The 25788-nt window shown below is 60.8% G+C and carries 20 protein-coding genes; 12 read left to right on the forward strand and 8 right to left on the reverse strand.

From position 1 onward, the window contains the following. Positions 1–46: 46 nt before the first annotated feature. The 4 genes from C1949_RS12945 to C1949_RS12960 form a co-directional block, all read right to left on the reverse strand. Positions 47–688, reverse strand: a complete 642-nt coding sequence (locus C1949_RS12945; protein ID WP_104738891.1) for an MBL fold metallo-hydrolase — start codon at positions 686–688, stop codon at positions 47–49. Positions 689–806: 118 nt separating this feature from the next. Beyond that, the gene (locus tag C1949_RS12950) at positions 807–3083 is read right to left on the reverse strand and encodes a putative bifunctional diguanylate cyclase/phosphodiesterase (protein ID WP_104738892.1); all 2277 of its coding nucleotides are present in this window, start codon (positions 3081–3083) and stop codon (positions 807–809) included. A 414-nt stretch (positions 3084–3497) separates the two neighbouring features. Further along, on the reverse strand, positions 3498–3866 hold the full coding sequence (locus C1949_RS12955; RefSeq protein WP_104738893.1) for a GFA family protein: 369 nt from the start codon (positions 3864–3866) through the stop codon (positions 3498–3500). Between the two features lie 69 nt (positions 3867–3935). Beyond that, positions 3936–4532 (reverse strand): DJ-1/PfpI family protein, encoded by a 597-nt coding sequence (locus tag C1949_RS12960; RefSeq protein ID WP_104738894.1) that lies wholly within the window; start codon positions 4530–4532, stop codon positions 3936–3938. Positions 4533–4621: 89 nt separating this feature from the next. Between C1949_RS12960 and C1949_RS12965 the strand changes: the two genes are divergently transcribed. Continuing rightward, the gene (locus C1949_RS12965; protein ID WP_104738895.1) at positions 4622–5968 is read left to right on the forward strand and encodes an aminotransferase-like domain-containing protein; all 1347 of its coding nucleotides are present in this window, start codon (positions 4622–4624) and stop codon (positions 5966–5968) included. On the opposite strand, the gene C1949_RS12970 is transcribed toward C1949_RS12965, so the two are convergent. Then, positions 5965–6849 (reverse strand): carbon-nitrogen hydrolase family protein, encoded by an 885-nt coding sequence (locus tag C1949_RS12970; protein ID WP_104738896.1) that lies wholly within the window; start codon positions 6847–6849, stop codon positions 5965–5967. The two genes, C1949_RS12965 and C1949_RS12970, sit on opposite strands and share 4 nt — an antisense overlap. After that, entirely contained in the window at positions 6849–7436 is a 588-nt protein-coding gene (locus C1949_RS12975) for a GNAT family N-acetyltransferase (protein ID WP_104738897.1), read from the reverse strand. The genes C1949_RS12970 and C1949_RS12975 overlap by 1 nt, the downstream gene beginning before the upstream one ends. A 100-nt stretch (positions 7437–7536) precedes the next feature. Here C1949_RS12975 and C1949_RS12980 point away from each other — a divergent pair, with 100 nt between their 5' ends. After that, positions 7537–7935, forward strand: coding sequence for a ketosteroid isomerase-related protein (locus tag C1949_RS12980; RefSeq protein WP_104738898.1), 399 nt, complete (start codon positions 7537–7539; stop codon positions 7933–7935). A 67-nt stretch (positions 7936–8002) separates the two neighbouring features. Here C1949_RS12980 and C1949_RS12985 read toward each other — a convergent pair whose 3' ends face one another. Further along, a complete protein-coding gene (locus C1949_RS12985) occupies positions 8003–9364 on the reverse strand; it encodes a DUF1329 domain-containing protein (RefSeq protein WP_104738948.1) in 1362 nt (453 codons plus the stop codon). A gap of 438 nt (positions 9365–9802) precedes the next feature. Beyond that, entirely contained in the window at positions 9803–11488 is a 1686-nt protein-coding gene (locus C1949_RS12990) for a fatty acid--CoA ligase (RefSeq protein ID WP_104738899.1), read from the reverse strand. A gap of 222 nt (positions 11489–11710) precedes the next feature. Between C1949_RS12990 and C1949_RS12995 the strand changes: the two genes are divergently transcribed. The 10 genes from C1949_RS12995 to C1949_RS13040 all read left to right on the forward strand — a co-directional run bounded on the left by C1949_RS12995 (position 11711) and on the right by C1949_RS13040 (position 25688). Beyond that, the gene (locus C1949_RS12995; protein WP_104738900.1) at positions 11711–12892 is read left to right on the forward strand and encodes an acetyl-CoA C-acyltransferase; all 1182 of its coding nucleotides are present in this window, start codon (positions 11711–11713) and stop codon (positions 12890–12892) included. A gap of 365 nt (positions 12893–13257) precedes the next feature. Beyond that, positions 13258–14556, forward strand: coding sequence for an urea ABC transporter substrate-binding protein (gene urtA / locus C1949_RS13000; protein WP_104738901.1), 1299 nt, complete (start codon positions 13258–13260; stop codon positions 14554–14556). A 102-nt stretch (positions 14557–14658) separates the two neighbouring features. Further along, complete coding sequence (urtB, locus tag C1949_RS13005) at positions 14659–16305, forward strand: urea ABC transporter permease subunit UrtB (RefSeq protein WP_104738902.1); 1647 nt, start codon at positions 14659–14661, stop codon at positions 16303–16305. A 30-nt stretch (positions 16306–16335) separates the two neighbouring features. Beyond that, positions 16336–17448 carry an urea ABC transporter permease subunit UrtC gene (gene urtC / locus C1949_RS13010; protein ID WP_373289814.1) on the forward strand — a complete coding sequence of 371 codons (1113 nt, stop codon included), beginning with the start codon at positions 16336–16338 and terminating at the stop codon, positions 17446–17448. Continuing rightward, positions 17445–18281, forward strand: a complete 837-nt coding sequence (gene urtD, locus C1949_RS13015; protein ID WP_096003906.1) for an urea ABC transporter ATP-binding protein UrtD — start codon at positions 17445–17447, stop codon at positions 18279–18281. The genes urtC and urtD overlap by 4 nt, the downstream gene beginning before the upstream one ends. A 2-nt stretch (positions 18282–18283) precedes the next feature. Further along, positions 18284–18979 carry an urea ABC transporter ATP-binding subunit UrtE gene (urtE, locus tag C1949_RS13020; RefSeq protein ID WP_104738949.1) on the forward strand — a complete coding sequence of 232 codons (696 nt, stop codon included), beginning with the start codon at positions 18284–18286 and terminating at the stop codon, positions 18977–18979. 219 nt (positions 18980–19198) lie between these two features. Continuing rightward, complete coding sequence (locus tag C1949_RS13025) at positions 19199–20182, forward strand: TAXI family TRAP transporter solute-binding subunit (protein ID WP_104738904.1); 984 nt, start codon at positions 19199–19201, stop codon at positions 20180–20182. A 66-nt stretch (positions 20183–20248) separates the two neighbouring features. Further along, entirely contained in the window at positions 20249–22435 is a 2187-nt protein-coding gene (locus tag C1949_RS13030) for a TRAP transporter permease (protein ID WP_104738905.1), read from the forward strand. Between the two features lie 59 nt (positions 22436–22494). Continuing rightward, complete coding sequence (locus C1949_RS13035; RefSeq protein ID WP_104738906.1) at positions 22495–24312, forward strand: sensor histidine kinase; 1818 nt, start codon at positions 22495–22497, stop codon at positions 24310–24312. A gap of 23 nt (positions 24313–24335) precedes the next feature. Beyond that, a complete protein-coding gene (locus C1949_RS13040) occupies positions 24336–25688 on the forward strand; it encodes a sigma-54-dependent transcriptional regulator (protein WP_104738907.1) in 1353 nt (450 codons plus the stop codon). Positions 25689–25788: the final 100 nt, after the last annotated feature.

Genomic DNA, 25788 nt, shown 5'->3' on the forward strand with positions numbered 1-25788 from the left:
TGGTTCTGTCTCTCGCCCGACCCCAAGGCCAAGCCAGACGCGGCACTCAGCCGCGAATAAATGGATTCTCGCGAATCTCATCTCCGATGCGGGTATCCGGCCCGTGCCCGGTCACCACAATCGCATCCTCATCAAGCGTATAGAGTCGTTCGCGAATCGATCGTTCAATCTGACGATAGTCCCCACCCCACAGATCGGTGCGCCCGATACCACGGCGAAACAGGGTATCACCAGCAATGAGCAGCTTGCCCTCGGGGAACCAGAAACTCATCGAACCCGGCGTATGACCCGGCGTGTGCAACGCAACCCCACACCCGCAGGCCAGCTCCTCGTCATCCTGCAACCACTGGTCCGGCGCCGGGGCCGGTTTGTAGGGGATACCGAACATCTTGCACTGCATCTCCAGACCGTCCCAGAGAAACTGATCTTCCTTGTGCAGGTGCAGCGTAGCACCGGTCAGCTTCTTCAGTTCACCGGACGCCAGAAAGTGGTCCAGATGAGCATGGGTATGAATGATGCTGACCAGCTTGAGCCCAAGCTCATTGAGGCGTTTGACGATAAATTCATGGTCCCCGCCCGGATCCACCACAATCGCCTTTTTGCTGACCGGATCACCAATCAGCGTGCAGTTACACTGCAATGGGCCAACAGGGAACGTTTCGCGAATCAGGGTGGGCGTTTGCGTCATCTTGCTTCCAGCATCAAAAAATCGGCCAAGCTGCACTGACAGTGCCAGCTTGGGGTTCAAGACCCAGAGTATAGGTAGGCAGGCCGCAGGAGGCCAGCCGCGGATGGATCACCCGAGGCTAACTGCAGTCCCCTGTCTGGCCATTTTCGATCCTGCGCATCACCCATCCGTCAAAGTCCGGCGCCGGCATCGGCGGCGAGAACAGGTAGCCCTGGGCCTGATCACACCCGAGTAAGCGCAGGGTATCGAAGGTCTCGCTATCCTCAATCCCCTCAGCAGTCGTTTTCAGCCCCAGGCTGGACGCCATCTGCACCACCGCCTGGACGATGGCCGCGTTCTGCGAGTTGAGTGCCACATCCCGCACAAACGACTGATCAACCTTCAGCTTGTCGACCATAAAACGCTGCAGGTAGGTCAGGTTTGAATAACCGGTACCAAAATCATCGATCGCCAGCCGCACACCCAGCCGGCGCAGGCGGGCCAGCAGGTCGACAAACTGCTCAGGCTGGTTGATCAGCGCCGACTCGGTGATCTCCAGCTCGAGCAGATTCGCCGGTGCCTGATGGACCGCGAGGCTGCGCGCAAGAACCTGATCAAGGTCGCCGCGCCCAAACTGCTTGGCAGAAACGTTGATCGCCAGCGTCAACTCGCCAAGCACTGGTTGACCAACCCAGCCGGCAAGCAACGCACAAGCCTGATCAATCACCCAGCCGCCAATCTCGACAATCAGCCCCGCCTTCTCGGCAATCGGGATAAATACACCTGGCGAGACAAAACCACGTACCGGATGCAACCAGCGAATCAGCGCCTCAGCACCCACCACCCTGCCGCTCTGCATGTCCAGGATGGGCTGCAGATACAACACAAACTCGTTGCGTTGCACCGCCCCATGCAGCTCACTGGTCAACAGAATTTCCTCGTGCAGCTGCCCATCCATGTCGCTGTCGAAGAAGCGAATCATGTTCTGCCCCGCATCCTTGGCGCTCTTGACTGCCAGACTGGCCTGCTTGAGCAGGCGCTCAAAGCTGTCACCATTGCTCGGGTAGAGCGCAACGCCGATAGACACCGTGATATTCAGGTCGATACCTGCCAGTTGATAGCCTTCGCCAGCGCGCTGTAACAACCTAGAGGCAATCGCACTGGCGCTGGCAGGCCCGTCTTGCAGCGGCAGCAAAAGCAGAAACTCGTCGCGCGAGATACGCGCCAGCGAGGGGTTGCCGTTGCTGACCTCGGCCATGCGCGCAGCCAATTGGCTCAGCAACTCATCCCCCTTGGTGTAGCCAAAGGCATCATTGATGCTGGAGAAGCGATCAATATTAATCAGTATCAGGGCATGCCCGCGTCCGTCGCGCAGCGATACACTGGCGAGCTGCTCGATGCCAAAACGGTTAAGCGTACCGGTCAGGTGATCATGGGTTGCCTGTTGAATCAGGCGCTGTTCGGCCTCGCGAATATCGGTCTCGTCAGAGAGCACCAGTTGAATCGCCACGCGACCGTCCCACTCGGTCAGCCAGCCAGTCATGCGCAGTTGCAATATCCTGCCAGCGGGGCCGGTGACAGTCTGCACCCAGGACAGCGTTTCCGCGTCGCCATTGCGCAGCTCGGCCAGTCGCTCCGCGAACAGTTGACGATCAAAGTCCTTCAGCGCGAGCTGCTCCCAGTTGGGTGGAATCTCAGCGGAGGTTTTCAAGCCGAACAGACGCAAGGCCGCGGGATTGGCGTAGACGAAGCGGTCACCCTGCAAGACGACAACGCCCTGATGCGAACTATCGGTCAGGCGCATAAAGCGCGAACTGAGACGCTCGGCCTGCTGCGCCGAACGATCAACACAGGCATAAAGCAACGCCAGCCCCATCAGCAAACGGATCAAGGCGACGATCTGAGCCTGCAGCGGATGAGACTCAACGCCCCAGATCGGGGAAATCCACCAGCACAGTGCATTGAGCAGCAGCAGCCCGCTGGCCAGCTTTTCTGCCGGGGGACCACTGCGTAGCTGCTGGGCGACAAACAGCGCCGTGACCGAGAACATTAACGCGATGGTGAACACCGCCATGCGCGGCGACCAGAGCAGCGCCAGCATCAGCACCACAAACATGATGACGCCCGACAGCACAAAGTAGCGCAGGGGATAGGTTGCTCCCCGCATCAGCGAGGCACCGTACATCAGAAACAACATGCTCAACACAATGTGAGCACACCAGCCCACGCCGCCCAACCAGCGCAGCGGCGTATCACTGTAATAGAGCAGAGTAGTGGGTACCCAGAGCGCACCGGTCATAAAGAACAGGCCGATCCAGCGGGTAAAAGGCTGTCCCTTGTCCCGCTGCCAGGCAAGAAGCAGCGCTGCGCCAACTGACAGATTGACGGCCATTGAGTACAGCATGAATAACTGCATTGAACTGCTCCCTGAGTTGTGCGCCTGCACACCGCATCCTTTAGATAGAATGCGTTCTCACCGGGATACGTTTCAAGATATATAGCATTCGCCGCGGCATTCTTCACCGCAAACGGACATCACCGTGCACACCCTCATACCAGGGCTGAACGCCGCAAGCCACTGATTGTCGGCCATTGGACCACCGCCACATTGACTAGTCGGCATTACCGCCTGGCAGTCAGTTGCCGGAAACTCCCTGTACCAGCATCGCCCACCCGGCAGCAGAAGGCTGCCTGTCAGCGGGCTTCAAGCGCAACACAACAACCGGTCGTTAAACCGGCAGCAACGGAAGTCCGCATGGGATACAGGAAGATTTATTCACCGGCGCCAAATGGCTATCAGGGCAAGGCCAGATGCAGTTGGTTTGCTCCGTCAGGCGTCGCGCTGAAAACGCTGCTGCACGGCAAAGGGAGGTAGCCACGCCTCACGGCGACAGCTCCACAGCTCGTAGCTGGGGATAAACTGATCCGGCTCATCCAGCGCGCCCAAATGCACCTCCATCTCGTCGCCGCTACGTGAATAGACCGACGACCCACAGAGCGGACAGAAATGCCGTCCGGCATATTCCGCGGTCTGCCCCGCTATCTCGACCGCCGCCAACACGAAGATCGCCGAAGCGTGAAACAGCGCACCGTGGTGCTTGCGACAATCCAGGCAATGGCAGATGCCAACGCGCAACGGCTGGCCTTCAGCCCGCAGACGGACCGCCCCACACAGGCAGCCTCCCAACACTGTAGTCATCGTTCTTTCTCCGCTTCGGCCTGGCTTCGCTGGCCATCCTGCGTCCAGGGTGAAGTCCGCGCAAGCGTATCAACCCACAGACTGAATCCGGCAAAGGACCTGCTCAACAAAATCCGTCTTCTCTCCGACCGGCGCTACATAGTGAACCGCCTGTTCCACGGCCGCCTGCCCGGCCAACCGCCAGACCAGCCAGGCCGCCAGATACACAGACGCCAGGCAGCCGCCAGCCGTTGCGATATTGCCCTGCTGATAGAACGGTTGCTCCAGCACATCCACGCCCGCATCGACCAGCCAGGGGCACGTGGTCAGATCAGTGCAGGCAGGGACACCCTCCAGCACACCCAGCCTGGCCAACAGCAGTGCCCCGGAGCACTGCGCCGCTACCAACTGGCGCGCCGGGTCCAGCGCCAGCTGCGCCATCAACCCGTCATTCTCGGCTATCTGGCGGGTCTGCAGGCCACTACCAATCAGCACCGCGTCGGCACTGCACGCTTGGGCCAGAGTGGCTTGGCGGTCAACAACCAGCCCGTTCATCGAACAGGGGCGCTCGCTTGGGCTGGCAATAGTCACGCGCCAGCCCTCAAGACGGACACGATTGAGAATGCCATAGGCAATAAAGGAGTCGAGTTCGTTGAACCCTTCGAACGTGAGAATACTGATGTGCACGGCGTTAAACCCTCTGATAACAAATCACTGTTGCCGGGCAGAATCAGATAGCAGACCATGACAATCAATAAATTGTCATGGATACACCAATGCCAGCGCCGCGCTACAAGCAACTGGTTGACCGCTTCGCCGAACAGATACGCTCCGGCGCACTGCCCCCGGGCACACGCTTGCCGACCCACCGCACCCTGGCGAAAGAAGAGCATCTGGCACTCGCTACCGCGTCACGAGTGTACGCAGAGCTGGAATCAATGGGACTGATCAGCGCCGAGGTCGGGCGCGGCACCTTTGTTCGCGAAACCCGTGTTTCTCCAGGACAGGGTATCGATCAGAGCCCGACAGCACCGGACATGCTCGACCTCAATTTCAACCATCCCGAACTGCCGGAGCAAACGGAGCTGCTGCGCACCGCGTTACGCCAGCTTGCAGCGTCAGGCGATCTGGACGCGCTGTTGCACTATCAACCGCACGCCGGACGGCCGCACGAGCGGGCCATTGTTGCCGAGCACCTGAGTACGCGAGGGCTGGCGGTAACGGCAGAACAACTGATGCTGGTCAGCGGCGCCCAGCATGGTCTCGCGGTAGCCCTGATGAGTACGCTGCGCGCTGGTGATGTGATTGCGGCGGATGCCCTGACCTACCCCGGATTCAAGGCCATCGCACAATTACTGCATCTGGAGGTGCTGGCAATCCCGGCAGGCAAGGCAGGGCCGGACCTGATGGCGCTCGACGCGCTATGCCAACATCGCAAGATACGTGCGCTGTACTGCATGCCCACTCTGCACAACCCGCTCGGCTGGGTCATGCCCCGTGCGCAGCGAAAAAAACTGGCAGCTCTGGCGCGTCAGCACGATCTGCTGCTGATCGAAGACGCCGCTTACGCCTTTCTTGCTGATGCCCCGCCGCCGCCCCTCTACAACTTCGCACCGGAGCGTACCCTCTACGTATCGGGCTTTTCCAAAAGCGTCGCCACCGGCCTACGGGTGGGCTATCTGGTTGCCCCTATCAACCGGGTTGCCAGCCTGCAACGCACGATTAGAGCGACAACCTGGAATACCCCGGCACTGCTGACCCGCATTACCTGCAGCTGGATCAGCGACGGCACCGTGCAGCAGTTGGAACAGCAAAAGCGCAGCGATGCCGCAGCCCGGCAACAGCTCGCTCGCCGAGTGCTACACGGACTCCCCTGGCAAGGCCATCCCAATGCCTACTTTCTCTGGTTGCGGCTGCCAGCGACGGTACGCGCTGAGCAGGTGGTCTCCGCACTCCTGCAGCGCAACGTGTCCGTATCCAGCGCTGCCCCCTTCGTGGTGGGTGAACACACGCCGCAGGCGATCAGGCTGGCACTGGGCTCATTGGATATCACCCGTCTTGAGTCAGCGCTCTATCAGGTCAGAGCGGTGCTCGAAGCGGCCGAATGTGGTGCTCTCGGCTAATGCTTTGCGGGGCCGACACAGCCAAACTGCTTTGGCCAGTCCCGGCGGGTAAACACCTGGCCGTTGTCACGCACCCGGCGCACCTCGTCCAAATCCAGCTGGCAGATCAGCCACTGGCTCCGGGCCGGACTCAGCTCCGGGCTTTCAGCAGCAATACCGTTGGCTGGCATGCCATAGTCCGAGGGCACATACAGCGCAGCGCGGCCGGTATTTTCGTCCAGCGCCGGTGACCACGCGGCCATGCCAACGGTGGGCGACTGCAGTACCGCAATCTGGTTTTCCAGCGCCCGCGCCTGCGCGCCGATACGCACCCGGTAAAACCCGGCCGCCGTGTCGGTGCAGCTCGGCGCCAGAATCAGATCAGCACCCTGCTCGGCCAACCCTCGCGCCAACATGGGGAACTCGTTGTCGTAGCAGATCAGAATGCCGAGCTTGCCCAGGTCGGTGTCGAACACGTTCAACTCACTGCCGGCGGCGATATTCCACTGCTCCAGCTCGAAGCGGGTCATCATCAATTTGTCCTGACTGCCGAGGCAGCCCTGCGGGCCGAACAGCCAGGCACGGTTACGGTATTGCCCATCCTCATCCAATACCGGCATTGAGCCGGGTTGCAGGTAGACGCCGCAGTCCCGCGCAATCTGCTCGCAGAGTTCCAGCCAGCGCGGCACCAGCGGCTGGATGCCGGCGATGGAGGCATGCAGATCGCTGCGCTCGGCGGCGGGCAACTGGCCGCTCAGCACCAGCCCGGCGTACTCCGGCAACAACAGCAGCTGAGCCCCCTGCGCCACCGCCTCCTCACAAAGGGTCGTCAGGTGCCGGGCATAGGCGTCCCAGGTCTCCAGCAGATCGATGTGGTACTGGCAGGCAGCCAACGTAATCATCAGACCAGCTCCTTCAGCCAGAACGACATGGGTTTGGCTGATTCCTCAGCCTCATCCAGGTCGCGCCAGTGGTAGACCGTCGCCAGTTCCGGGTGGTGCTGATAGCCCCGGCGCGCCCAGAAGGCATCCAGCGGCTGGTAATCCGCTGGGCGCCGCGGATGGTCGACGGGGCGTTGCACCGCGCAGAACGCTGACCATTCAAACCGGCCGAGCTGGCGCGCATGCTCTTCGCGCTCGGCAAAGAACCGCACCCCCAACCCCTTGCCCCGCCATGCAGGCAGCACCACGGACTCGGCGCAGTAGAAGACCCGCTCGCAGTTCCAGCCCTGCTGGACAAAGGGCCGCTTGAATGCCTCGGTCTCATCCGCCAGCGGCAGCGCGGTAGACGCACCGACCACCTGACCTTCGTCCTGCACCAGCACGCACAGGCTGTCCGGACTGCGCAGGTAGGTGGACAGGTACTCGGCCTCGTATTCTCGACTGCCGTCGTACAGATAGGGAAATTCGCGAAACACGCGAATGCGCAGATCCGCCAGTGCATCAATCCAGGGCGCAATCTGTTGTCCGCGGAGCAGTTGGATGTCCATGCTGAAACTCGCTGCAAATGTATCTCGCCGGGCTCTGTACCGGCACCTGCGGGCAACTTATCATGCCTGCAGCCCAACCTCTAACAGGAGCCCGCCCCACGTGACCACCCGCGATCTGATCCAGGCCTATTACGACGCCTTCAACGCCGCAGACATGCCCGCCTTTCTCGCCCTGCTCAGTGATGACATCGTGCACGACATCAATCAGGGCGAGCGCCAGACCGGCAAGGCGGTATTCGCCGAGTTTATGGACAAGATGAATCGCTGCTACCGCGAGCAATTGACCGATCTGGTCATCATGGTCAGCGCCGATGGCCGCCGAGCCGCCGCTGAATTTGTCGTCAATGGTGAATATCTGGCCGACGACGAAGGCCTGCCACCAGCCAAAGGCCAGAAGTATGTGCTGCCGGCGGGCGCCTTCTTCGACGTTAAAGACGGCAAGGTCGCGCGCATCAGCAACTACTACAACCTGAACGACTGGATAGCTCAGGTCTGCTGAGAAGGTATCTGCGCCGCAACGCAAAACGCCCGGAAAAGCCGGGCGTTTTGGTTACTGCAACGAGCGCTTAGCGCACGCCAGACTGACGCAGGGCAGTCGGCGTGAACTCGACACTGGAGGTCTTGTAACCGTAGTTGTAGTTACTGCGCTCTTCGTTGTTGGCACCCATCACCAGGTAACGGCCAGCGACCAGGTCATACAGGGTTTCCATGGTGTAACCCAGAACCTTGTCGGCATAACGTTGGACAGCATGGGCCTCAGCGACACGCCACAGCTCACCGCGACCATCGTAATGATCGATGTGGGCAGCCTGCCAGGAGTCCTCATCGATAAAGATGTGACGCTTGGCGTAGATATGACGCTCACTCGGCTTGACGTTGGCAACCACTTCCCAGACGCGGTGCAGCTCGTAGCGCGCCAAGTCCTGGTTGATGTGGCCAGCCTGGAAGATCTGGTCATACTTGACCTGCGGTGAGCCCAGCTCGAAGTTGTTGTAGGAGATGAACATCTCACGCTTGCCAACCAGTTCCCAGTCGTAACGATCCGGTGCACCGTTGTACAGGTCCAGGTTGTCGGAAGTGCGCATACCGTCAGCAGCGGTACCCGGACCATCGTAGGACACCTGCGGGGCACGGCGAACACGACGCTGGCCAGCGTTGTAGATCCAAGCCATACGCGGGGACGCGACCTGGTTGATAGTCTCGTGGACCAGCAGCACGTTACCGGCCAAGCGCGCCGGGTCGGTCACCTGCTGCTTGAAGTAGTAGAGCATGTCCGCTGCTGTGCTCGGGTCGTAATCTTCCAGCCCGCTCGGTACGGCATATTCTTCCACGAAGCGCACAACGTTGTAGTTGCCATTGACCTGCGGCGTGGCCTGCACCACGGTGCGCTGGAATGCCTCGCCACGGTAGCGGGTAATGTGGTTCCAGATCGCTTCCAGACCATCTGCCGGGATCGGGAAAGCGTAGGCCAGACTGTAGTTGTTCAGACCGTTGCCACCCTGAACCAGAGTCGTCTTGGTCGCATTGGCCGCTGCGGCATCATAAACAGCCTGGGGGAATGCGGCAGAACGGTGGCTGGCAAACACGCGCATCTTGAAGGTGTCGGGATAACGCTTGAACATGGCAATCTGACCAGGCGCCAGATTGTCTGCATATTGCTCATAGTTGGCAGCGGTAATGACAAACTCCGGCTGCTCACCAGCGTAGGGATCAGCCATGAATCCGTTGGCATCAACAGCAGCGGCGTCAGTCGCCAGACCACCGGTCCACTCAGGGATAGTACCGGCCGCGTTGCCCGCAACCTCGGCGCCAATCGGTGTGAGGCTGGAGCCCAGTTTGGCCGCATCCTGCTCGCTGACCGAAGCCATTACAGACGGCACGAACAGCGCGGTTGCCAGAATCGAAGAAGCAATGGAGATGGGTTTCATACATTCGCCCTGTTTTGCTTGGAGTTGTTTGGGGTGACCGGCCACCAGCACATTCGCTGCAACGACCATGACCGGTGTTGTTCCCTCAAGGAGCACACACGGTGCCTGCCGTCAGACTTTCAGACGCACAACATCGCCCGCATTACCTGATGATAGACACCGGGTCACGCAGCGAAGAGGATTTATTAGGATTTTTATAAGACTTGAGAGGGCCACGACTCTACTGTCTGGAGGCGAGCTAATCAAGCCCATTCGTCCCATTTACACCACAGAACCCATCGCACAAAAAAACACAAACCCGCTCTAAATCAAGCACTACAACAAAAAATAAAAGCAATTCAAAAGAAGCCAATGAGACAACTAGCATGTTATGGCCCACTGTCTCAGGCATAAAAAAGCCGCGCCGGAAACCGGCGCGGCCTGGACTTCATCCGGCGATCAAGCCAGCGAGGAGATGCACTCCGCGCCCGCTTCCAGCCAACCGGCGATATCAGCGCGGATGCGCTTCTTGTCGAGCTTGCCGACGCTGGTTTTCGGAATCTCGGCAACCACCGCAACCTGATGAGGAATCGCCCACTTGTTGATGTGGCCTTCCTCTACACAGGGCGTCAGGTGATCGGCGATAGACTGAGCCGTAACCGTCTGACCGGCCGCCGGGACGATCAGCGCAAACGGACGCTCATCCCAACGCGGGTCCGGCACACCGACCACAGCCACTTCAGCCACCAGCGGGCTACGACTAATCAGGTCTTCCAGCTCCAGCGAAGACAACCACTCACCGCCAGTCTTGATCACGTCCTTGATCCGGTCGCGAATCTCGATAAAGCCCATCGGGCTGATAGTTGCTACGTCACCAGTGTGCATCCAGCCGCCAGCCCAAAGCTCCTGGCTCTTCTCCGGCTCACGGAAATAACCCTGGGTCAGCCAGGGCGCGCGCAGCACCAGTTCGCCCTGGGTTTCGCCGTCATTCGGCAGCATCGAGCCATCCGGCGCCATGATCTGCGCTTCAACCAGCGGACCGGGCACACCGGCCTTGATCCGATGAGCGATCTGCACTTCCTCAGACGCCTCTTCCAGCTCCAGGTTGACGTAGCCAGCAGAAATCATCGGGCAGGTCTCGGACATGCCGTAGGCGGCCCCCAGCTGCATACCTTTGGCCTTCGCCGCCAGATACAGCGACCGGTTCAAGGCGCTACCGCCAATGATCACGCGCATGCCGTTGAAATCGAAGTCCTTGGCGCCCTCGGCGTTCAGCACCATCTGCAGGATGGTCGGTACACAGTGGGAGAAGGTGACCTTGTGGTCCTTGATCATCTGCACCAGACGCTCGGGTTCGTAGCGGCCCGGATAAACCTGCTTCAGACCCAGCATGGTCGCCGTGTAAGGGATGCCCCAGGCGTGAACGTGGAACATCGGGGTAATCGGCATGTAGACGTCGCGGTTACCGAGCTGACGAACGCTGTCGAGCGCGCTCAGTGACGCAGCCTGCCCCAGCGTGTGCAGCACCAACTGACGGTGGGTGAAGTACACCCCTTTCGGATTACCGGTGGTGCCGGTGGTATAGAAGGTGGTAGCAACCGAGTTCTCGTCAAAGTCAGCAAATTCGTAAGTCGCTTCTGCCGCCGCCAGCAGTTGCTCGTATTCACCCACCAGGCCCGGGAGGTCAGCCGTCTTCTCGTCTTCGTCGGTAAGCAGAATGGTCGTTGTAACGGTGGTCAGTTCGTCTTCGATGGCCTTGTAGATTGGCACAAACTCACTGTTGATCAGCACCACGATGTCTTCGGCGTGGTTCATGGTGTACAGGATCTGGTCATGCGACAAACGAACGTTGATGGTGTGCATCACCGCGCCCAGCATGGGAACGGCGAACATACACTCAAGATAACGGTGACTGTCCCAGTCCATCATGGCAACGGTGTCACCCGCCTTGACGCCCGCCTTGGTCAGCGCATTGGCCAGGCGGCAGACGCGCTCATTGAAGGTTCGATAGTCGTAACGAACAAGGTCCCGATAGATGATCTCCTGCGTGCGCTCGTAGCGCTGTCCTGTCAGTAACAGGTTCTTGATCAGCAACGGAGTGGAGCGCGCCTCGTCGGTCGGCTTGAGGATACGAGTATTGAGCATTGAATGGCCTACTGTTTTTGGGATTGTCAGGACATGGAACGGTCGTCGTACGCAACCGGGCAAATACAATTGATTTCAGAGTAGCCCAGCCAGCGCAAGCGGAAATTATCATACGGATTTTCTTTGCGACCATCATGCGTATAATTGTAAACAAAGTCGTTTTGTGACTGAACTTAGCTTCATAGTCTCAACAAGCACCCAAACATCAAGTCAGGAGCCGGTATGTCGGACCAAAGCATCGTAATCGTCAGTGGCGTTCGCACCCCCATGGGTGGTTTTCAGGGTAGCCTGTCCAGCATTAGCGCAGTTGAGCTGGGCGCCATCAGCATTCGCGAAGCCGTCAGCCGAGCCGGCATCCCAGCCGAAGCGGTAGAAGAGGTCATCATGGGCTGCGTACTGCCCGCTGGCCTCAAGCAAGGTCCGGCCCGCCAGGCCAGCCTGAACGCCGGTCTGCCAGCCGCGACGGGCTGCACGACTATCAACAAACTGTGCGGCTCCGGCATGAAAGCCGTGATGCAGGCCCATGACGCACTCAAGGCCGGCAGCAACAGCATCATGGTGGCCGGCGGCATGGAAAGCATGTCCAACGCCCCCTACATCATTGAGAAAGCCCGCACCGGCCTGCGCATGGGCCACGGTGAAATCAAGGACCACATGTTCCTCGACGGCCTGGAAGATGCACGCACTGGTCGCCTGATGGGCTCCTTCGCCCAGGACACCGCCGACCAGAACGGTTTGACCCGCGAAGACATGGACGCCTACGCCATCGAATCGCTCAAACGCGCCCAGGCCGCCATTGAAAGCGGCGTGCTGGCCAACGAAGTCGTCCCGGTCACCGTCAAGACCCGCAAGGGCGAGGTCGTGGTCAAGGACGATGAGCAGCCGCTGAACGCCAATCTGGACAAGATCCCGACCCTCAAACCGGCCTTCAAGAAAGACGGCACCGTCACCGCCGCCAACGCCAGCTCCATCTCCGACGGCGCCAGCGCCCTGGTGCTGATGACCGCTGCCGAAGCCGAGCGCCGTGGTCTGAAGCCGCTGGCCCGTATCGTCGGCCACGCCACCCAGAGCCAGGACCCGAGCGAGTTCACCCTCGCTCCGATCGGCGCCATGACCAACCTGTTCAACAAGACCGGCTGGACTGCCGCAGATGTCGACCTGTTCGAGATCAACGAAGCGTTCGCCATGGTCACCATGCTGGCCATGCGTGAGCACGGCCTGGACCACGCCAAGGTCAACATCTACGGCGGCGCCTGTGCCCAGGGGCACCCGGTTGGCTCCACCGGCTCGCGGCTGATCGTCACTCTGATCAATGCCTTGCAACAGACCGGCGGCAAGCGCGGCGTGGCCTCGCTGTGCATTGGTGGCGGCGAAGCTACCGCAGTAGCCATCGAGCTGATGTAATGCGTCGGAGCCCGAGCCGTGCAACGCGGCCCGGGCTTTCACTTGTCCCTTCCCCTTTCCGCACAAAATCCTGACCACGCACCACGGCAACGCACCATATTCGTGCGTCGCACCACCGCATAGCACTGCCGCCAAACACCGCGCAAGCCGCTCACATTTCAGTCAGCCACCGCTGCAACCCCCACGCCAGCGCGCTTCGACTTTGACAATGTCAGCCAATGTCAAAACTGGCACGGTCTCTGCTCTGTTCATGGCACAGGCTGACTTGCTGGGGCGGTCTGCGCGGTCCTAGTGCGTCAACACCGGACCAGCAAGTATCGAGCAACAGCCGTGACTCCTGCCAATAACAGAGAAAGGAAAGGAACATGACTCTGAAGAAGATCGTCAAACAGGTCGGCGCACTCGGCGTCGCCTGCAGCATGGCCATTGGCGCACTCAGCGCCCAAGCCGAGGAAACCATCAAGGTCGGCGTGCTGCACTCGCTGTCCGGCACCATGGCCATCTCGGAAACCACCCTGAAAGACACCATGCTGATGCTGATCGAAGAGCAGAACAAGAAAGGTGGCCTGCTCGGCAAACAGCTCGAACCCGTGGTCGTTGACCCGGCCTCCAACTGGCCGCTGTTCGCTGAACGTACCCGCGAGCTGCTGGAGCAGCACGGCGTGGACGCCATCTTCGGCTGCTGGACCTCCGTTTCGCGCAAATCGGTTCTGCCGGTGGTTGAAGAGCTGAACGGCATCCTGTTCTACCCGGTTCAGTACGAAGGCGAAGAGTCTTCCCGCAACGTGTTCTACACCGGCGCTGCACCGAACCAGCAAGCCATTCCGGCGGTTGACTACCTGAAGGATGAAGTCGGCGTTGAGCGCTGGGTTCTGGCCGGTACCGACTACGTCTACCCGCGCACTACCAACCGCATTCTGGAGGCCTATCTGAAGGCCAACGGTGTGGCTGAAGAAGACATCATGATCAACTACACCCCGTTCGGCCACGCTGACTGGCAGAACATCGTTGCTGAAATCAAGCGCTTCGGCAGCGCCGGCAAGAAGACTGCCGTGGTCTCCACCATCAACGGTGACGCCAACGTGCCCTTCTACCGCGAACTGGGTAATCAGGGCGTTTCCGCTGAAGACATCCCGGTTGTTGCCTTCTCCGTTGGTGAGGAAGAGCTGTCCGGCATCGACACCGCTCCGCTGGTCGGCCACATGGCTGCCTGGAACTACTTCATGAGCGAAGAAACTCCGGAAAACGAAGCCTTCATCAAGGCCTGGCACGACTACATCGGCGACACCAAGCGCGTCACCAATGACCCGATGGAAGCCCACTACATCGGCTTCAACATGTGGGTCAAAGCGGTTGAAGCAGCCGGCACCACCGATACCGACAAGGTCATCGATGCCATGGTTGGCGTGGAAGTCCCGAACCTGACTGGCGGCGTCAGCACCATGCTGCCGAACCACCACATCACCAAGCCGGTCCTGATCGGTGAAATCCAGGACGACGGCCAGTTCCTGACCGTTTCCAGCACCGAAGAGCTGGTGCCCGGCGACGCCTGGTCCGACTACCTGGAAGGCAGCAAGGACCTGATCTCCGACTGGACCGCGCCGATCAGCTGCGGCAACTACAACACCCAGACCAAGAGCTGCGTCGGCGCCACCGCCGAATAATCAGCCATCCTCTGACGGCGGGCCATGCGCCCGCCACGGCAACCGGGGCGACCATCACGCCCCGGTTGCACATTCAGTTCGATCTTCAATCAGGACGATGCCATGAACCCCATTTGCCGTCTGACACCCCGGCATGCCGCGCAGCAATGGCTTACCCGTTTGCTGCTGCTGTGTCTGTGCAGTCTGCCTCTGCACGCCAGCGCCCAGGAGGCTGAACCAGCCCCCGCAGAACCCACCTTTGACGAACTGGTCCGCCAACTGGCGACCGGCAACCTGCGCCAGCGCGCAGCCACCGTCGAGCAACTGGCCACCCATCAAGACGAACGTCTGGCCGACATTTTCAACGCCCTGGTGGCCGGCGATCTGCTGGCCAGCAAGGACAAACCACCGGTCATCGCCATTCGCAGTGGCGACCAGCTCACCAGCGCCCTGGACGGCTCAGACCTGACCGGCACCGCCGGCCTGCGCCGCATTCCGGTGAACAACAGCCTGCGCACCCAACTGCGCGGGATGGTTGCCCAGCTCAACCTGACCCATCCCAACAGCGACAAACGCTACGATGCCGTTCAGCGCTTTATTCGTGACGGAGTGGATGCCGAGACTGCCACGCTGCTGCGCCAGCACCAGCCCGTTGAGGAGTCTGGCCGGGTGAACGACGCAATCGACGCAGCGCTGGCCCTGTTTGACTTGCAGAACGGTGACCGCGATCAACGCATGGCCGCCATTGACACCCTCAGCGGTTCTCTTGAACAGGAGGCCCGCAACGCTCTGCGCAGCGTCGCCGAGAACGATGAAGACGCAACACTGCGTGCCGCCGCCGCCAAGGCGATCGACTCTATTCAGGGCCGCATCGACTTCTACCGCTTTATCGAAAACGTATTCTTCGGCCTCAGCCTGGGTTCGATTCTGCTGCTGGCCGCTATCGGCCTGGCCATCACCTTCGGCGTGATGGGCGTGATCAACATGGCCCACGGCGAGCTGATCATGATCGGCGCCTACACCACCTGGGGCATTCAGGTGCTGTTCCCGGATCTGATCGAGTGGAGCCTGCTGATTGCCATTCCGGCAGCCTTCCTGATCACCGCACTGGTCGGCATCGCCATCGAACGCGGGGTCATCCGCTTCCTCTATGGCCGCCCGCTGGAAACCCTGCTGGCAACCTTCGGCCTGAGTCTGGTCCTGCAGCAGGCGGTCCGCACCCTGTTCAGCCCGCTCAACCGCTCGGTCACCTCACCCGAGTGGATCAGCGGCACCCTGGCCATCAACCCGGTGCTGTCGATCACCTATACCCGTCTGTACATCCTATTGTTCGGGCTGGCGGTGTTCTTCGCCCTGATGCTGGTCATGAAGCGCACCAGCCTCGGCCTCAAGGTCCGCGCCGTCTCGCAGAACCGCGCCATGGCCCGCGCCGTGGGTGTGCGCTCCAACTGGATCGACGCCCTTACCTTTGGCCTGGGTTCCGGCATCGCCGGGGTAGCAGGTGTTGCCCTGTCGCAGATCACCAACGTCGGCCCCAACCTCGGCCAGGCCTACATCATCGACTCGTTCATGGTGGTGGTATTCGGCGGCGTGGGTAACCTCTGGGGCACGCTGGTCAGCGCCATGAGCCTGGGTCTGATCAACAACTTCCTCGAGCCCTGGGCCGGCGCCATGCTCGCCAAGGTGCTGGTGCTGATCATGCTGATCCTGTTTATCCAGAAGAAACCCAAGGGACTCTTCCCGCAGAAAGGACGGGCCGCGGCTGACTGATCGCCGCCGCCGTTTCTTTTTACAACCGAATTGAACGAGGGAAGTATGCTTACCCAACGACTGTTACTCAGTGATCGGGGCGGAATGCTGGTGCTGGGCCTAGTGCTGCTCACCACCATCATCGTGCCGATTCTCAATCTGGCGGTGCCGACCGACTCACCGCTGTACGTTTCCAACTTTACCGTCGGCCTGCTCGGCAAGTTTCTCTGCTTTGCCCTGCTGGCCCTCTCGGTCGACCTGATCTGGGGCTACGCCGGCATCCTGTCGCTCGGCCACGGTGCCTTCTTCAGTCTGGGCGGCTACGCCATGGGCATGTACCTGATGCGTCAGATCGGCGACCGCGGCGTCTACGGCCACCCCGAGCTGATGGACTTCATGGTGGTGCTCAACTGGGACAAGCTGCCGTGGTACTGGCAGGGCTTCGACATGTTCTGGTTCGCCATGCTGATGGTGCTGCTGGTGCCAGGTCTGCTGGCCCTGGTGTTCGGCTGGCTGGCGTTCCGCTCACGGGTGACCGGCGTCTACTTCGCCATCATCACCCAGGCGCTGACCTACGCCCTGATGCTCGCCTTCTTCCGTAACGAGATGGGCTTTGGCGGCAACAACGGCCTGAACGACTTCAAGGAAATCCTCGGCTTTGATCTGGCGGCCAAGACCACCCGCGTCGGGCTGTTCGTCGCCTCCTCGATTGCCCTGATCCTCGGCTATATGGCCTGCCGCTACATCGTCACCTCACGCATGGGCCGGGTCATCATTGCCATCCGCGACGCCGAAAGCCGCACCCGCTTCAGCGGCTATCAGGTCGAAAGCTACAAGCTCTGGCTGTTTGTCTTCTCCGCCATGCTGGCGGCGGTGGCCGGCGCGCTCTATGTGCCGCAGGTCGGCATCATCAACCCGGGCGAGTTCTCCCCGCTCAACTCCATCGAAATGGTGGTCTGGGTCGCAACCGGCGGCCGTGGCACCCTGTTCGGCGCCATCGTCGGCGCGTTCAGCGTCAACTACGCCAAGACCTTCTTCACCACCTTCTCACCGGAAACCTGGCTGTTCATCCTCGGCGGTCTGTTCGTACTGGTAACCCTGCTGCTGCCCAAGGGCATCGTGGGCCTGTTCGACCGCTTCAGCCGCAAGGGAGACAAACAATGAACCCGCTTGAACAACTGCGCGAAACCTGGCGCCGCGATCAGGTCTTCGACTTCGTCCAGCCCGCGCCGGACTTTTCCACCAAGGTCGACACCACCCACGGCCCGATCCTCTACGTGGAAGACGTCAGCGTGAGCTTTGACGGTTTCAAGGCGCTGAACAACCTGAACCTGTACATCGATGACGGTGAGCTGCGCTGCATCATCGGCCCCAACGGTGCCGGCAAGACCACTATGATGGACGTCATCACCGGCAAGACCCGCCCGGACACCGGCAGCGTCTGGTTCGGCCAGCGCATGAACCTGCTCAAGCTCTCCGAGCACGAGATTGCCCGCGGCGGCATCGGCCGCAAGTTCCAGAAGCCGACCATCTTCGAGGCGCTCTCGGTGTTCGAGAATCTGGAACTGGCCACCGCCTCCAACAAGCACGTCTGGTACACGCTGAATAAAAGCCTGACCGGCGAACAGCTCGACCGCATCGACGAAGTGCTCAAGCTGATCGGTCTGAAGGAGCAGTTCCGCATGGAAGCCGGCGCCCTCTCCCACGGCCAGAAGCAGTGGCTGGAGATCGGTATGTTGCTGATGCAGAACCCGCGCGTGCTGCTGGTCGACGAACCGGTCGCCGGCATGACCGGTGAAGAAGTCGAACACACCGCCGAACTGCTGACCTCGCTGGCCGGCCGTCACTCGGTCATCGTGGTCGAGCACGACATGGCGTTCGTGCGCTCCATCGCCCGCAAGGTGACCGTGCTGCACCAGGGCTCGGTGCTGGCCGAAGGCACCATGGATCAGGTGCAGAATGACCCGCGTGTGGTCGAAGTCTATTTGGGGGAATGACCATGCTCAGCATTCAAGGCATCAACCAGTTCTACAACCAGAGCCACATCCTCTGGGATCTCGACCTCGAGCTGAAAGAAGGCAGCTGCAGCTGCCTGCTCGGCCGCAACGGCGTGGGCAAGACCACCCTGCTCAAATGCATCACTGGCCTGCTGCCGGTGAAAAGCGGGCAGATCAGCCTGATGGGCCGCGACATCACCAAGCTCTCGACCGAAAACCGCGCCCGCTCCGGGATCGGATACGTGCCGCAGGGGCGCGAGATCTTTCCGCTGCTGACGGTGGAAGAGAACCTGAAAATCTCACTCGGTGCCCGCCCCGACCGTGCCCGGCAGATTCCTGCGCATATCTACGAGCTGTTCCCGGTACTCAAGGAAATGAAACATCGCCGTGGCGGCGACCTGTCCGGTGGTCAGCAACAGCAACTGGCGATTGGCCGGGCGCTGGTGCTTGACCCCAAGCTGCTGATTCTCGATGAGCCGACCGAAGGTATTCAGCCCAACATCGTGCGCGACATCAGCGACGTGATCCGCAAACTCAACACCGAACTGGGGCTGACCGTCCTGCTGGTCGAGCAGAAACTGCCGTTTGCCCGCCGGGCCGCGGAAAGCTTCTTCATCATGGAACGCGGGCGCATGGTCGCCAACGGCCCGATGGATGAGCTGAACGACGACCTGATCCAGCGCTATCTGACCGTCTGATCTCCTCTACCTTTGTCGCCGGGCCGCCCGGCGGCAATGGGTCATTTCCCACCCATCCCCCTCAAAAATCGGGGTGAGAATCCACCCAATACGCCCTCACAGAAAATACAAATTCCTTTAAAAACAGAAACTTCCTTCCTGTGGCACAACGCTTGCTCTGGTCTATGTGTGATTGCCCACCCTCGGGCCAACAACAAACACAAGAACCGGAGTTATGCCATGAAAACCCTACGCACCCTGGCCGTTGCCGGCCTGTCTGCCACTGCCCTGCTGTCCAGTTCGTTTGCTTTTGCTCAGGATCGCGCCGGCTGGCCTTCCAGCTTCACCGTCGGTACCGCCAGCCAGGGCGGCACCTACTTCGCCTATGGTTCCGGCTGGGCCAACTTCATCGCCGAGCAGACCGGTGTTTCCGGCGGCGCAGAAGTGACCGGCGGCCCGGTACAGAACATGGCACTGGTTCACACCGGCGATCTGGCGTTCGGTTTCACTACCATGGGCCCGGCCCGCGACGCGATCGAAGGCAAAAGCCCACTGGCTCCGGGCATGCCGCTGGATAACACCTGCGCCATGTTCCCAATGTACGAAACGCCGTTCTCCATGGCCGCTCTGGGCAGCTCCGGCATCACCAGCGTGAGCGGCATTCCGGCAGGCACCCGCATCGGCTTCGGCCCATCCGGCTCAACCTCTGACAGCTACTTCCCAAACATGCTGCGCACCCTCGGCGTCCAGTTCGAGCCACGCAACGGCAGCTGGGCCGACCTGGGTGGTCAGATGCAGGACGGCCTGCTCGACATGGTCGGCTTCGCCGCCGGTGTGCCGATCCCGACCATCAGCCAGCTGGAAGTACAAACCTCCGTCAACGTGCTGTCTTTCACGCAGGAAGAAGCTGACAAGCTGATCGCCGCCTACCCGGTTTCCGAGTACATCATCCCGGCTGGCACCTACAGCACGGTAAAGGACGATGTGCGCGCCGTCGCCATGTGGAACTTCGCCGTGGCCAACTGTGACCTGCCGGAAAGCTTCGTCTATGAAGTCACCCGCCTGACCATGGAAAACAACCCGCGCATGGTGTCCATCCACCAGTCTGCGGTGACCAGCATTCCGGAAAATCGCGACAAGAACACCTTCATTCCGTGGCACCCGGGCGCGGCGCGCTGGTTTGCCGAGAACGGCTACGAGCTGGACCCGGCACTGGTCAAGTAACCCCTTCTTTCCCTGTCCACCGCCGCCCGGCCCACGCCGGGCGGCCCGCTCCCTTGCAGGTGCACCATGACTCAGCTAACTCACTCCCATGCGGATGATCCGCAGGCCACCCTCGCCCCCACCGACCCGGTAATGGCAGAAGGCGTGGATGACGAACCCGTCGAGGGCAACCGCCGCCTGTATCAAGGCTGGCGCATGCATGGCATGGCGTTGCTCGCCATCGCCTATTCGGCTTTCCATCTCTATGTGTTGAACGTGTCGCCGATGGAGACCTGGAGCTATCGCATCGTTCACGTCTGCGGCGCGCTGATCCTGGGTTACCTGCTGTTCTCCGGTCGCGGCTTTGCCGACGCCCCCAGCGCCATGCACCGCTGGCTCAATGTCGCGGCGACTGCCGCGCTGCTGCCCGCAGCCTATGCCCTGTGGCAAACCGTCTCGATGTACCAGTTGCTCAAAGGCGGCGCCATGCGCGTGCCGGTCGACATCGAAACCCTGCATTTTGGCTGGCCACTGCTGGCCGCTACCGGGCTCGGCATTGTGCTCAGTTGGCTGCAGCGCCAGCAGCGCGACGGCTTCAACCTGCCGGACCTGGTGCTGATCGTCTGTTCGCTGGCGACGGCTGGCTATTTTCTGGTGATTTTCAATTCACCTCTGCGCATGAGCACCGGCACCCCCTTCGCGCCCATCGGCATGAGCTTCGCTGCCGTGGCGGGCACCGCGCTGATCATGGAGATGACCCGCCGCGTCGCCGGTCTCGCGCTGGTGGTGATTGCCCTGCTGTTCGTTGCCTATGTGTTTGCCGGCCCGCATCTGCCGAGCTTCCTCGGCTATCCCGGCCTGAGCATTCAGCGCTTCTTCAGTCAGGTCTACACCGACATTGGCGTACTGGGCCCGACCACCGCCGTGTCCTCGACCTACATCATCCTGTTCATCATCTTCGCCGCCTTCTTACAGGCATCGAAGGTCGGCGACTACTTCGTCAACTTCGCCTTTGCCTGCGCTGGTCGTTCGCGCGGCGGCCCGGCCAAGGTGTCGATCTTCGCCTCCGGCCTGATGGGCATGATCAACGGTACCAGCGCCGGTAACGTGGTCTCCACCGGCTCGCTGACCATTCCGTTGATGAAGAAGGTCGGCTACAGCAAGAAAACCGCTGGCGCGGTGGAAGCCGCTGCCTCCACCGGTGGTCAAATCATGCCGCCGATTATGGGCGCAGGCGCCTTCATCATGGCCGAGATCACCGGCATCCCCTACACCGAGATCGCCATTGCGGCGGTCATCCCGGCGATTCTGTACTTCGCCTCGGTGTACTTCATGGTCGACCTGGAAGCGGCCAAGACCGGCATGCGTGGCATGCGCAAGGAGGAGCTGCCGCAGCTCAAGGCCCTGCTGCGCCAGGTCTACCTGTTCGTACCCATCCTGATTCTGGTGGTCGCCCTGTTTGTCGGTTACTCGGTGATCCGTGCCGGCACCCTGGCGACAGTCGCTGCCGCCGTGGTCAGTTGGCTGTCGCCCAACAAGATGGGCCTGCGCGGCATGCTCAAGGCGCTGGAGCTGGCGGGTATCATGTCGATCCAGATCATCGTGGTGTGCGCCTGCGCCGGCGTGATCGTTGGCGTCATCGCGCTGACCGGTGTCGGCGCGCGCTTCTCCTCGATGCTGCTGGGTCTGGCCGACGCCAGCCAACTGCTCGCACTGATCTTCGCAATGATGATCTCCATCGTACTGGGCATGGGCATGCCCACCACCGCCGCCTATGCCGTCGCCGCCTCGGTGGTCGCACCCGGCCTGATCCAGCTGGGCATCGACCCGCTGACCGCGCACTTCTTCGTGTTCTACTTCGCGGTCGTATCGGCGATCACCCCACCGGTTGCCCTGGCCTCTTTCGCGGCTGCCGGCATCTCCGGTGCCAACCCGATGCAGACCTCGATGGCCTCGTTCAAGATCGGTCTGGCCGCCTTCATTGTGCCGTTCATGTTCTTCTATAACGGCGCGCTGCTGATGAACGACAGTATTCCTGCCATCATCCAGGCATTGATCACCGCCAGTGCCGGGGTGTATCTGCTGTCGGCCGGCGTTCAGGGCTGGTTCATGAACCTGCGTGCCTCCTGGTTTATCCGCGTCCTGCTGACTGTTGCCGCGTTCCTGATGATCGAAGGGGGCGGGCTCACCGATCTGGTTGGCATCGCCACTGCGGTCGCCGCCGTCGCCCTGCAGAAGAAGCTCGGTCGGCAGGCAGCACCCAGCTTGTCCTGATGTTGTTTGCCTGAGCGTAGCCAGCTACGCTCAGGCCTTCTGTTTGCGAGCTGTTGAACATGAAGCACCCGCTCTGGATTGCCTTGAGCTTTACCCTGGTCGCCATCACCGCCTGGCAGGCTGGCGCCGTGCTGGGCTATCGCCAGGTGGAACGCCAGGGCCGGGACGAATCCTTTCGCTACAGCCAACTGATCAGCAACGAAGTCAAACGCTACAACCCGATTGTCACCCTGTCCGCCCAGCACCCCGTACTCCACCAGGCACTGCAACACCCGCAGGATCCAGACCTGGTTGCAGCCGCCAACGACATCATGCGCGCCATGGCCACCATCGTCGCCAGCTCCGATGTCTATCTGATGGACAGCCGCGGCCACACCATCGCGGCCAGCAATTATCAGCAACCGGCCAGCTTCATCGGTCAAAACTTCAGCTACCGCCCCTACTTCCGGCGGGCGCTGGAAAAACCGGGGAGCCCCGCGTTCTATTTCGCTCTGGGCACGACCTCGGAAGTACGCGGACTGTACTTCGCGCATGCCATTCAAACCACCGGTGCCAATCCGCAGCCGCTCGGCGTCATCGCCATGAAGGTGCAGGTCACCGAACTGGAGCAACAGTGGCATCGACCCGACGCACTCGACGACGCCGAAATGCTGGTAACTGATGCCCAAGGCGTGAGTTTTCTCGCCAGTCGCCCGGATTGGCTGTATCGCGCCATTGCCCCGCTCGACATTGCCCAGCGCGATCAGCTGGCAAGGGAGCAACGCTACGCCAACCAGCGCATTACCCCGCTCGACTTCACTGTGAAAGCATCCCCGGTTGGTACCAGCAACGCGACCGAGCGCCTGCTATTGCACGACAAGGGCGTGCATCGCGAGTTTCTTGGCATCACCACCCCGCTGCCGAACGAGCAATGGTCTCTGCGTGTGCTGATCGGCACCCGCTCGGTATTCTGGGTACAAGTCCGTTTTCTACTGGTCGGCATTCTGCTGCTATCAGGTGCACTGCTGGCCTGGCTTTATCTGCGCGAACGCTACCGCCGCGAAGCGGAGCTGGCCGAGCGCAGCATTCAACTCGAACGCCGCGTCAATGAGCGCACCGCCGACCTGAAGGCCTCCAACCAGAAGTTGATTGACGAAATACGCGAGCGCGAACGCGCCGAGAAGGAACTCAAAGCCATCCAGCAGGAGCTGGTGCAAGCCGCCAAGCTGGCGGTGCTCGGGCAAATGTCTGCGGGCTTGAACCACGAAATGAATCAGCCGCTGACAGCAATCCAGACCTACGCCCGCAACAGCCGGCGCTTTCTTGAGCGCGGCGACCAGCAGACGGTCGACAGCAACCTCGGCGAGATCATCAGCCTGTGCGACAAAATGGCCGAGCTGACCCGCCAATTCAAAGTCTTTGCCCGCAAATCCGAAGGGCTGCCGTCACAGGTTGATCTGCGCCAACCGGTCGACGCGGCAATCAAGATCATCAATGCACAGGACGGTATGGAACGCATCGCCATCGACTGGCAGCGCCCGCCGGAACCTGCCATGGTGCATGGTGACCTGATCCGCATCGAGCAGGTCATGGTCAACCTGCTGAGCAATGCAGTTCAGGCGGTCGAAGCGGTAGCCGAACCGCGTATCAGCGTACAGATCGAAGAGCGGGGCCAGCAGTTGCTGTGCCGCGTGCAGGACAACGGCCCGGGCTTGCCCGCCAATACCGAGCAGATCTTCGAGCCGTTTTTCACCACCAAATCTATGAAGCAGGGCCTGGGACTGGGGCTGTCCATCTCCCGGCAAATCATGGACGCACTCGGAGGCAGCCTGGTCGGCCATAATCGCGCAGATCAGCACGGCGCCGAATTTGTCCTCAGTTTTCAGACCCGCGCCTGACGCGCACCCAGCAAGAGGACGGTATGACCGAGCCAGCCATCATCTTCATCGATGACGACGCAGATATTCGCCAGGCAATTACCCAAACCCTGGCGCTGGAAGACCTGAGCGTGCAGAGCTACGCCGAAGGCTCCCAGGCTTTGGCCAGGCTGAGTCGTGATTTCACCGGCATCGTGCTGTGCGACTACCACATGCCAGGCATGGATGGGCTGGCGGTACTCGATGCGATACAGCAGCTGGATGACAGCATCCCGGTGATCATCCTCACCGGCCAGGGCGATATCAGTACCGCCGTTGCCGCCATGCGCAACGGCGCCTACGACTTCATCGAGAAACCCTTCCACCATGACGGCCTGATCGAAATCATCAAACGGGCGCTGGACAAACGTCGTCTAGCGCTCGAGAACCGCCACCTCAAAGCCCAAGTGCGCGGCCTCACCCGTCCTGGCCCACGACTGCTGGGTGACTCCCAGAGTATGCAGACCGTGATCAGCCTGCTCGAACCGCTGCTCAACACCAGCGCCGATATCCTGCTGCATGGCGAAACCGGCTCGGGCAAAGACGCCATCGCACGCTACATCCACGAAAACAGCAACCGCAGCGATCACAATTTCGTCGCCATCAACTGCGGCGCAGTACCGGAGAATCTGATCGAAAGCGAGTTATTCGGTCATGAAGCCGGCGCTTTCACTGGTGCCGACAAACGCCGCATCGGCAAATTCGAGCACGCCAATCAGGGCACCTTGTTTCTCGATGAACTGGAAAGCATGCCGCTGAACCTGCAGGTCAAGCTGTTGCGGGTTCTGGAAGAACGCAAGGTTGAGCGGCTGGGCAGCAACCAGCCGATTGCCGTTGATGTCCGCATCGTCGCCGCAACAAAATCCGACCTCAAGGCCTTGAGCGACGCCGGCGAATTTCGCGCCGACCTGTACTACCGCCTCAACGTCGTGCAGATCAACATTCCGCCGCTACGCGAGCGCAAGCAGGATGTTCCGCTCCTGTTTCACCATTTCGCACTGATCGCCGCGTCCCGCTACGACCGGGAAATCATTCCACTCGACGCCAACCAGGCCGCCGCGCTGATGCAGCACGACTGGCCCGGCAATGTGCGCGAGCTGCGTAACCTTGCCGAGCGCTACGTTCTGATGGGAGCCAGCGCCTTGAGCGGACCGGAAACCGGTCAGTTGCCGCCGGCGGGTGGTCAGCAAACCCTGAGCGAAATGCTCGATGCCTATGAGCAGAGCCTGCTGGTCAGCGCGCTCAAGGCCTGCAACGGCAGCATCAAGGAAGTCATGATGCAACTGGGGCTGGCGCGCAAAACCCTGTACGACAAGATGAAACGCCATGGTCTGGACAAGGCCGACTTCAAGGATTAAGTCGGGCCAACGGGTCGACCCTCGTTTATAGGCCAATATTCAGAGCTTTGCCTGCCTATTGCCTTGTTCAAACAAGTGTTCGACACTGGCTGCCTTTTTC

The sequence above is a fragment of the Halopseudomonas oceani genome (assembly GCF_002903165.1).
Lineage (GTDB): Bacteria > Pseudomonadota > Gammaproteobacteria > Pseudomonadales > Pseudomonadaceae > Halopseudomonas > Halopseudomonas oceani.

Excerpts from the sequence above, each read along its gene's own strand:
- C1949_RS12945 (WP_104738891.1), bottom strand. The coding sequence starts at position 688 with ATGACGCAAACGCCCACCCTGATTCGCGAAACGTTCCCTGTTGGCCCA.
- C1949_RS12950 (WP_104738892.1), bottom strand. The coding sequence starts at position 3,083 with ATGCAGTTATTCATGCTGTACTCAATGGCCGTCAATCTGTCAGTTGGC.
- C1949_RS12955 (WP_104738893.1), bottom strand. The coding sequence starts at position 3,866 with ATGACTACAGTGTTGGGAGGCTGCCTGTGTGGGGCGGTCCGTCTGCGG.
- C1949_RS12965 (WP_104738895.1), top strand. The coding sequence starts at position 4,622 with ATGCCAGCGCCGCGCTACAAGCAACTGGTTGACCGCTTCGCCGAACAG.
- C1949_RS12970 (WP_104738896.1), bottom strand. The coding sequence starts at position 6,849 with ATGATTACGTTGGCTGCCTGCCAGTACCACATCGATCTGCTGGAGACC.
- C1949_RS12975 (WP_104738897.1), bottom strand. The coding sequence starts at position 7,436 with ATGGACATCCAACTGCTCCGCGGACAACAGATTGCGCCCTGGATTGAT.
- C1949_RS12985 (WP_104738948.1), bottom strand. The coding sequence starts at position 9,364 with ATGAAACCCATCTCCATTGCTTCTTCGATTCTGGCAACCGCGCTGTTC.
- C1949_RS12990 (WP_104738899.1), bottom strand. The coding sequence starts at position 11,488 with ATGCTCAATACTCGTATCCTCAAGCCGACCGACGAGGCGCGCTCCACT.
- C1949_RS12995 (WP_104738900.1), top strand. The coding sequence starts at position 11,711 with ATGTCGGACCAAAGCATCGTAATCGTCAGTGGCGTTCGCACCCCCATG.
- urtA (WP_104738901.1), top strand. The coding sequence starts at position 13,258 with ATGACTCTGAAGAAGATCGTCAAACAGGTCGGCGCACTCGGCGTCGCC.
- urtB (WP_104738902.1), top strand. The coding sequence starts at position 14,659 with ATGAACCCCATTTGCCGTCTGACACCCCGGCATGCCGCGCAGCAATGG.
- urtD (WP_096003906.1), top strand. The coding sequence starts at position 17,445 with ATGAACCCGCTTGAACAACTGCGCGAAACCTGGCGCCGCGATCAGGTC.
- urtE (WP_104738949.1), top strand. The coding sequence starts at position 18,284 with ATGCTCAGCATTCAAGGCATCAACCAGTTCTACAACCAGAGCCACATC.
- C1949_RS13025 (WP_104738904.1), top strand. The coding sequence starts at position 19,199 with ATGAAAACCCTACGCACCCTGGCCGTTGCCGGCCTGTCTGCCACTGCC.
- C1949_RS13030 (WP_104738905.1), top strand. The coding sequence starts at position 20,249 with ATGACTCAGCTAACTCACTCCCATGCGGATGATCCGCAGGCCACCCTC.
- C1949_RS13035 (WP_104738906.1), top strand. The coding sequence starts at position 22,495 with ATGAAGCACCCGCTCTGGATTGCCTTGAGCTTTACCCTGGTCGCCATC.
- C1949_RS13040 (WP_104738907.1), top strand. The coding sequence starts at position 24,336 with ATGACCGAGCCAGCCATCATCTTCATCGATGACGACGCAGATATTCGC.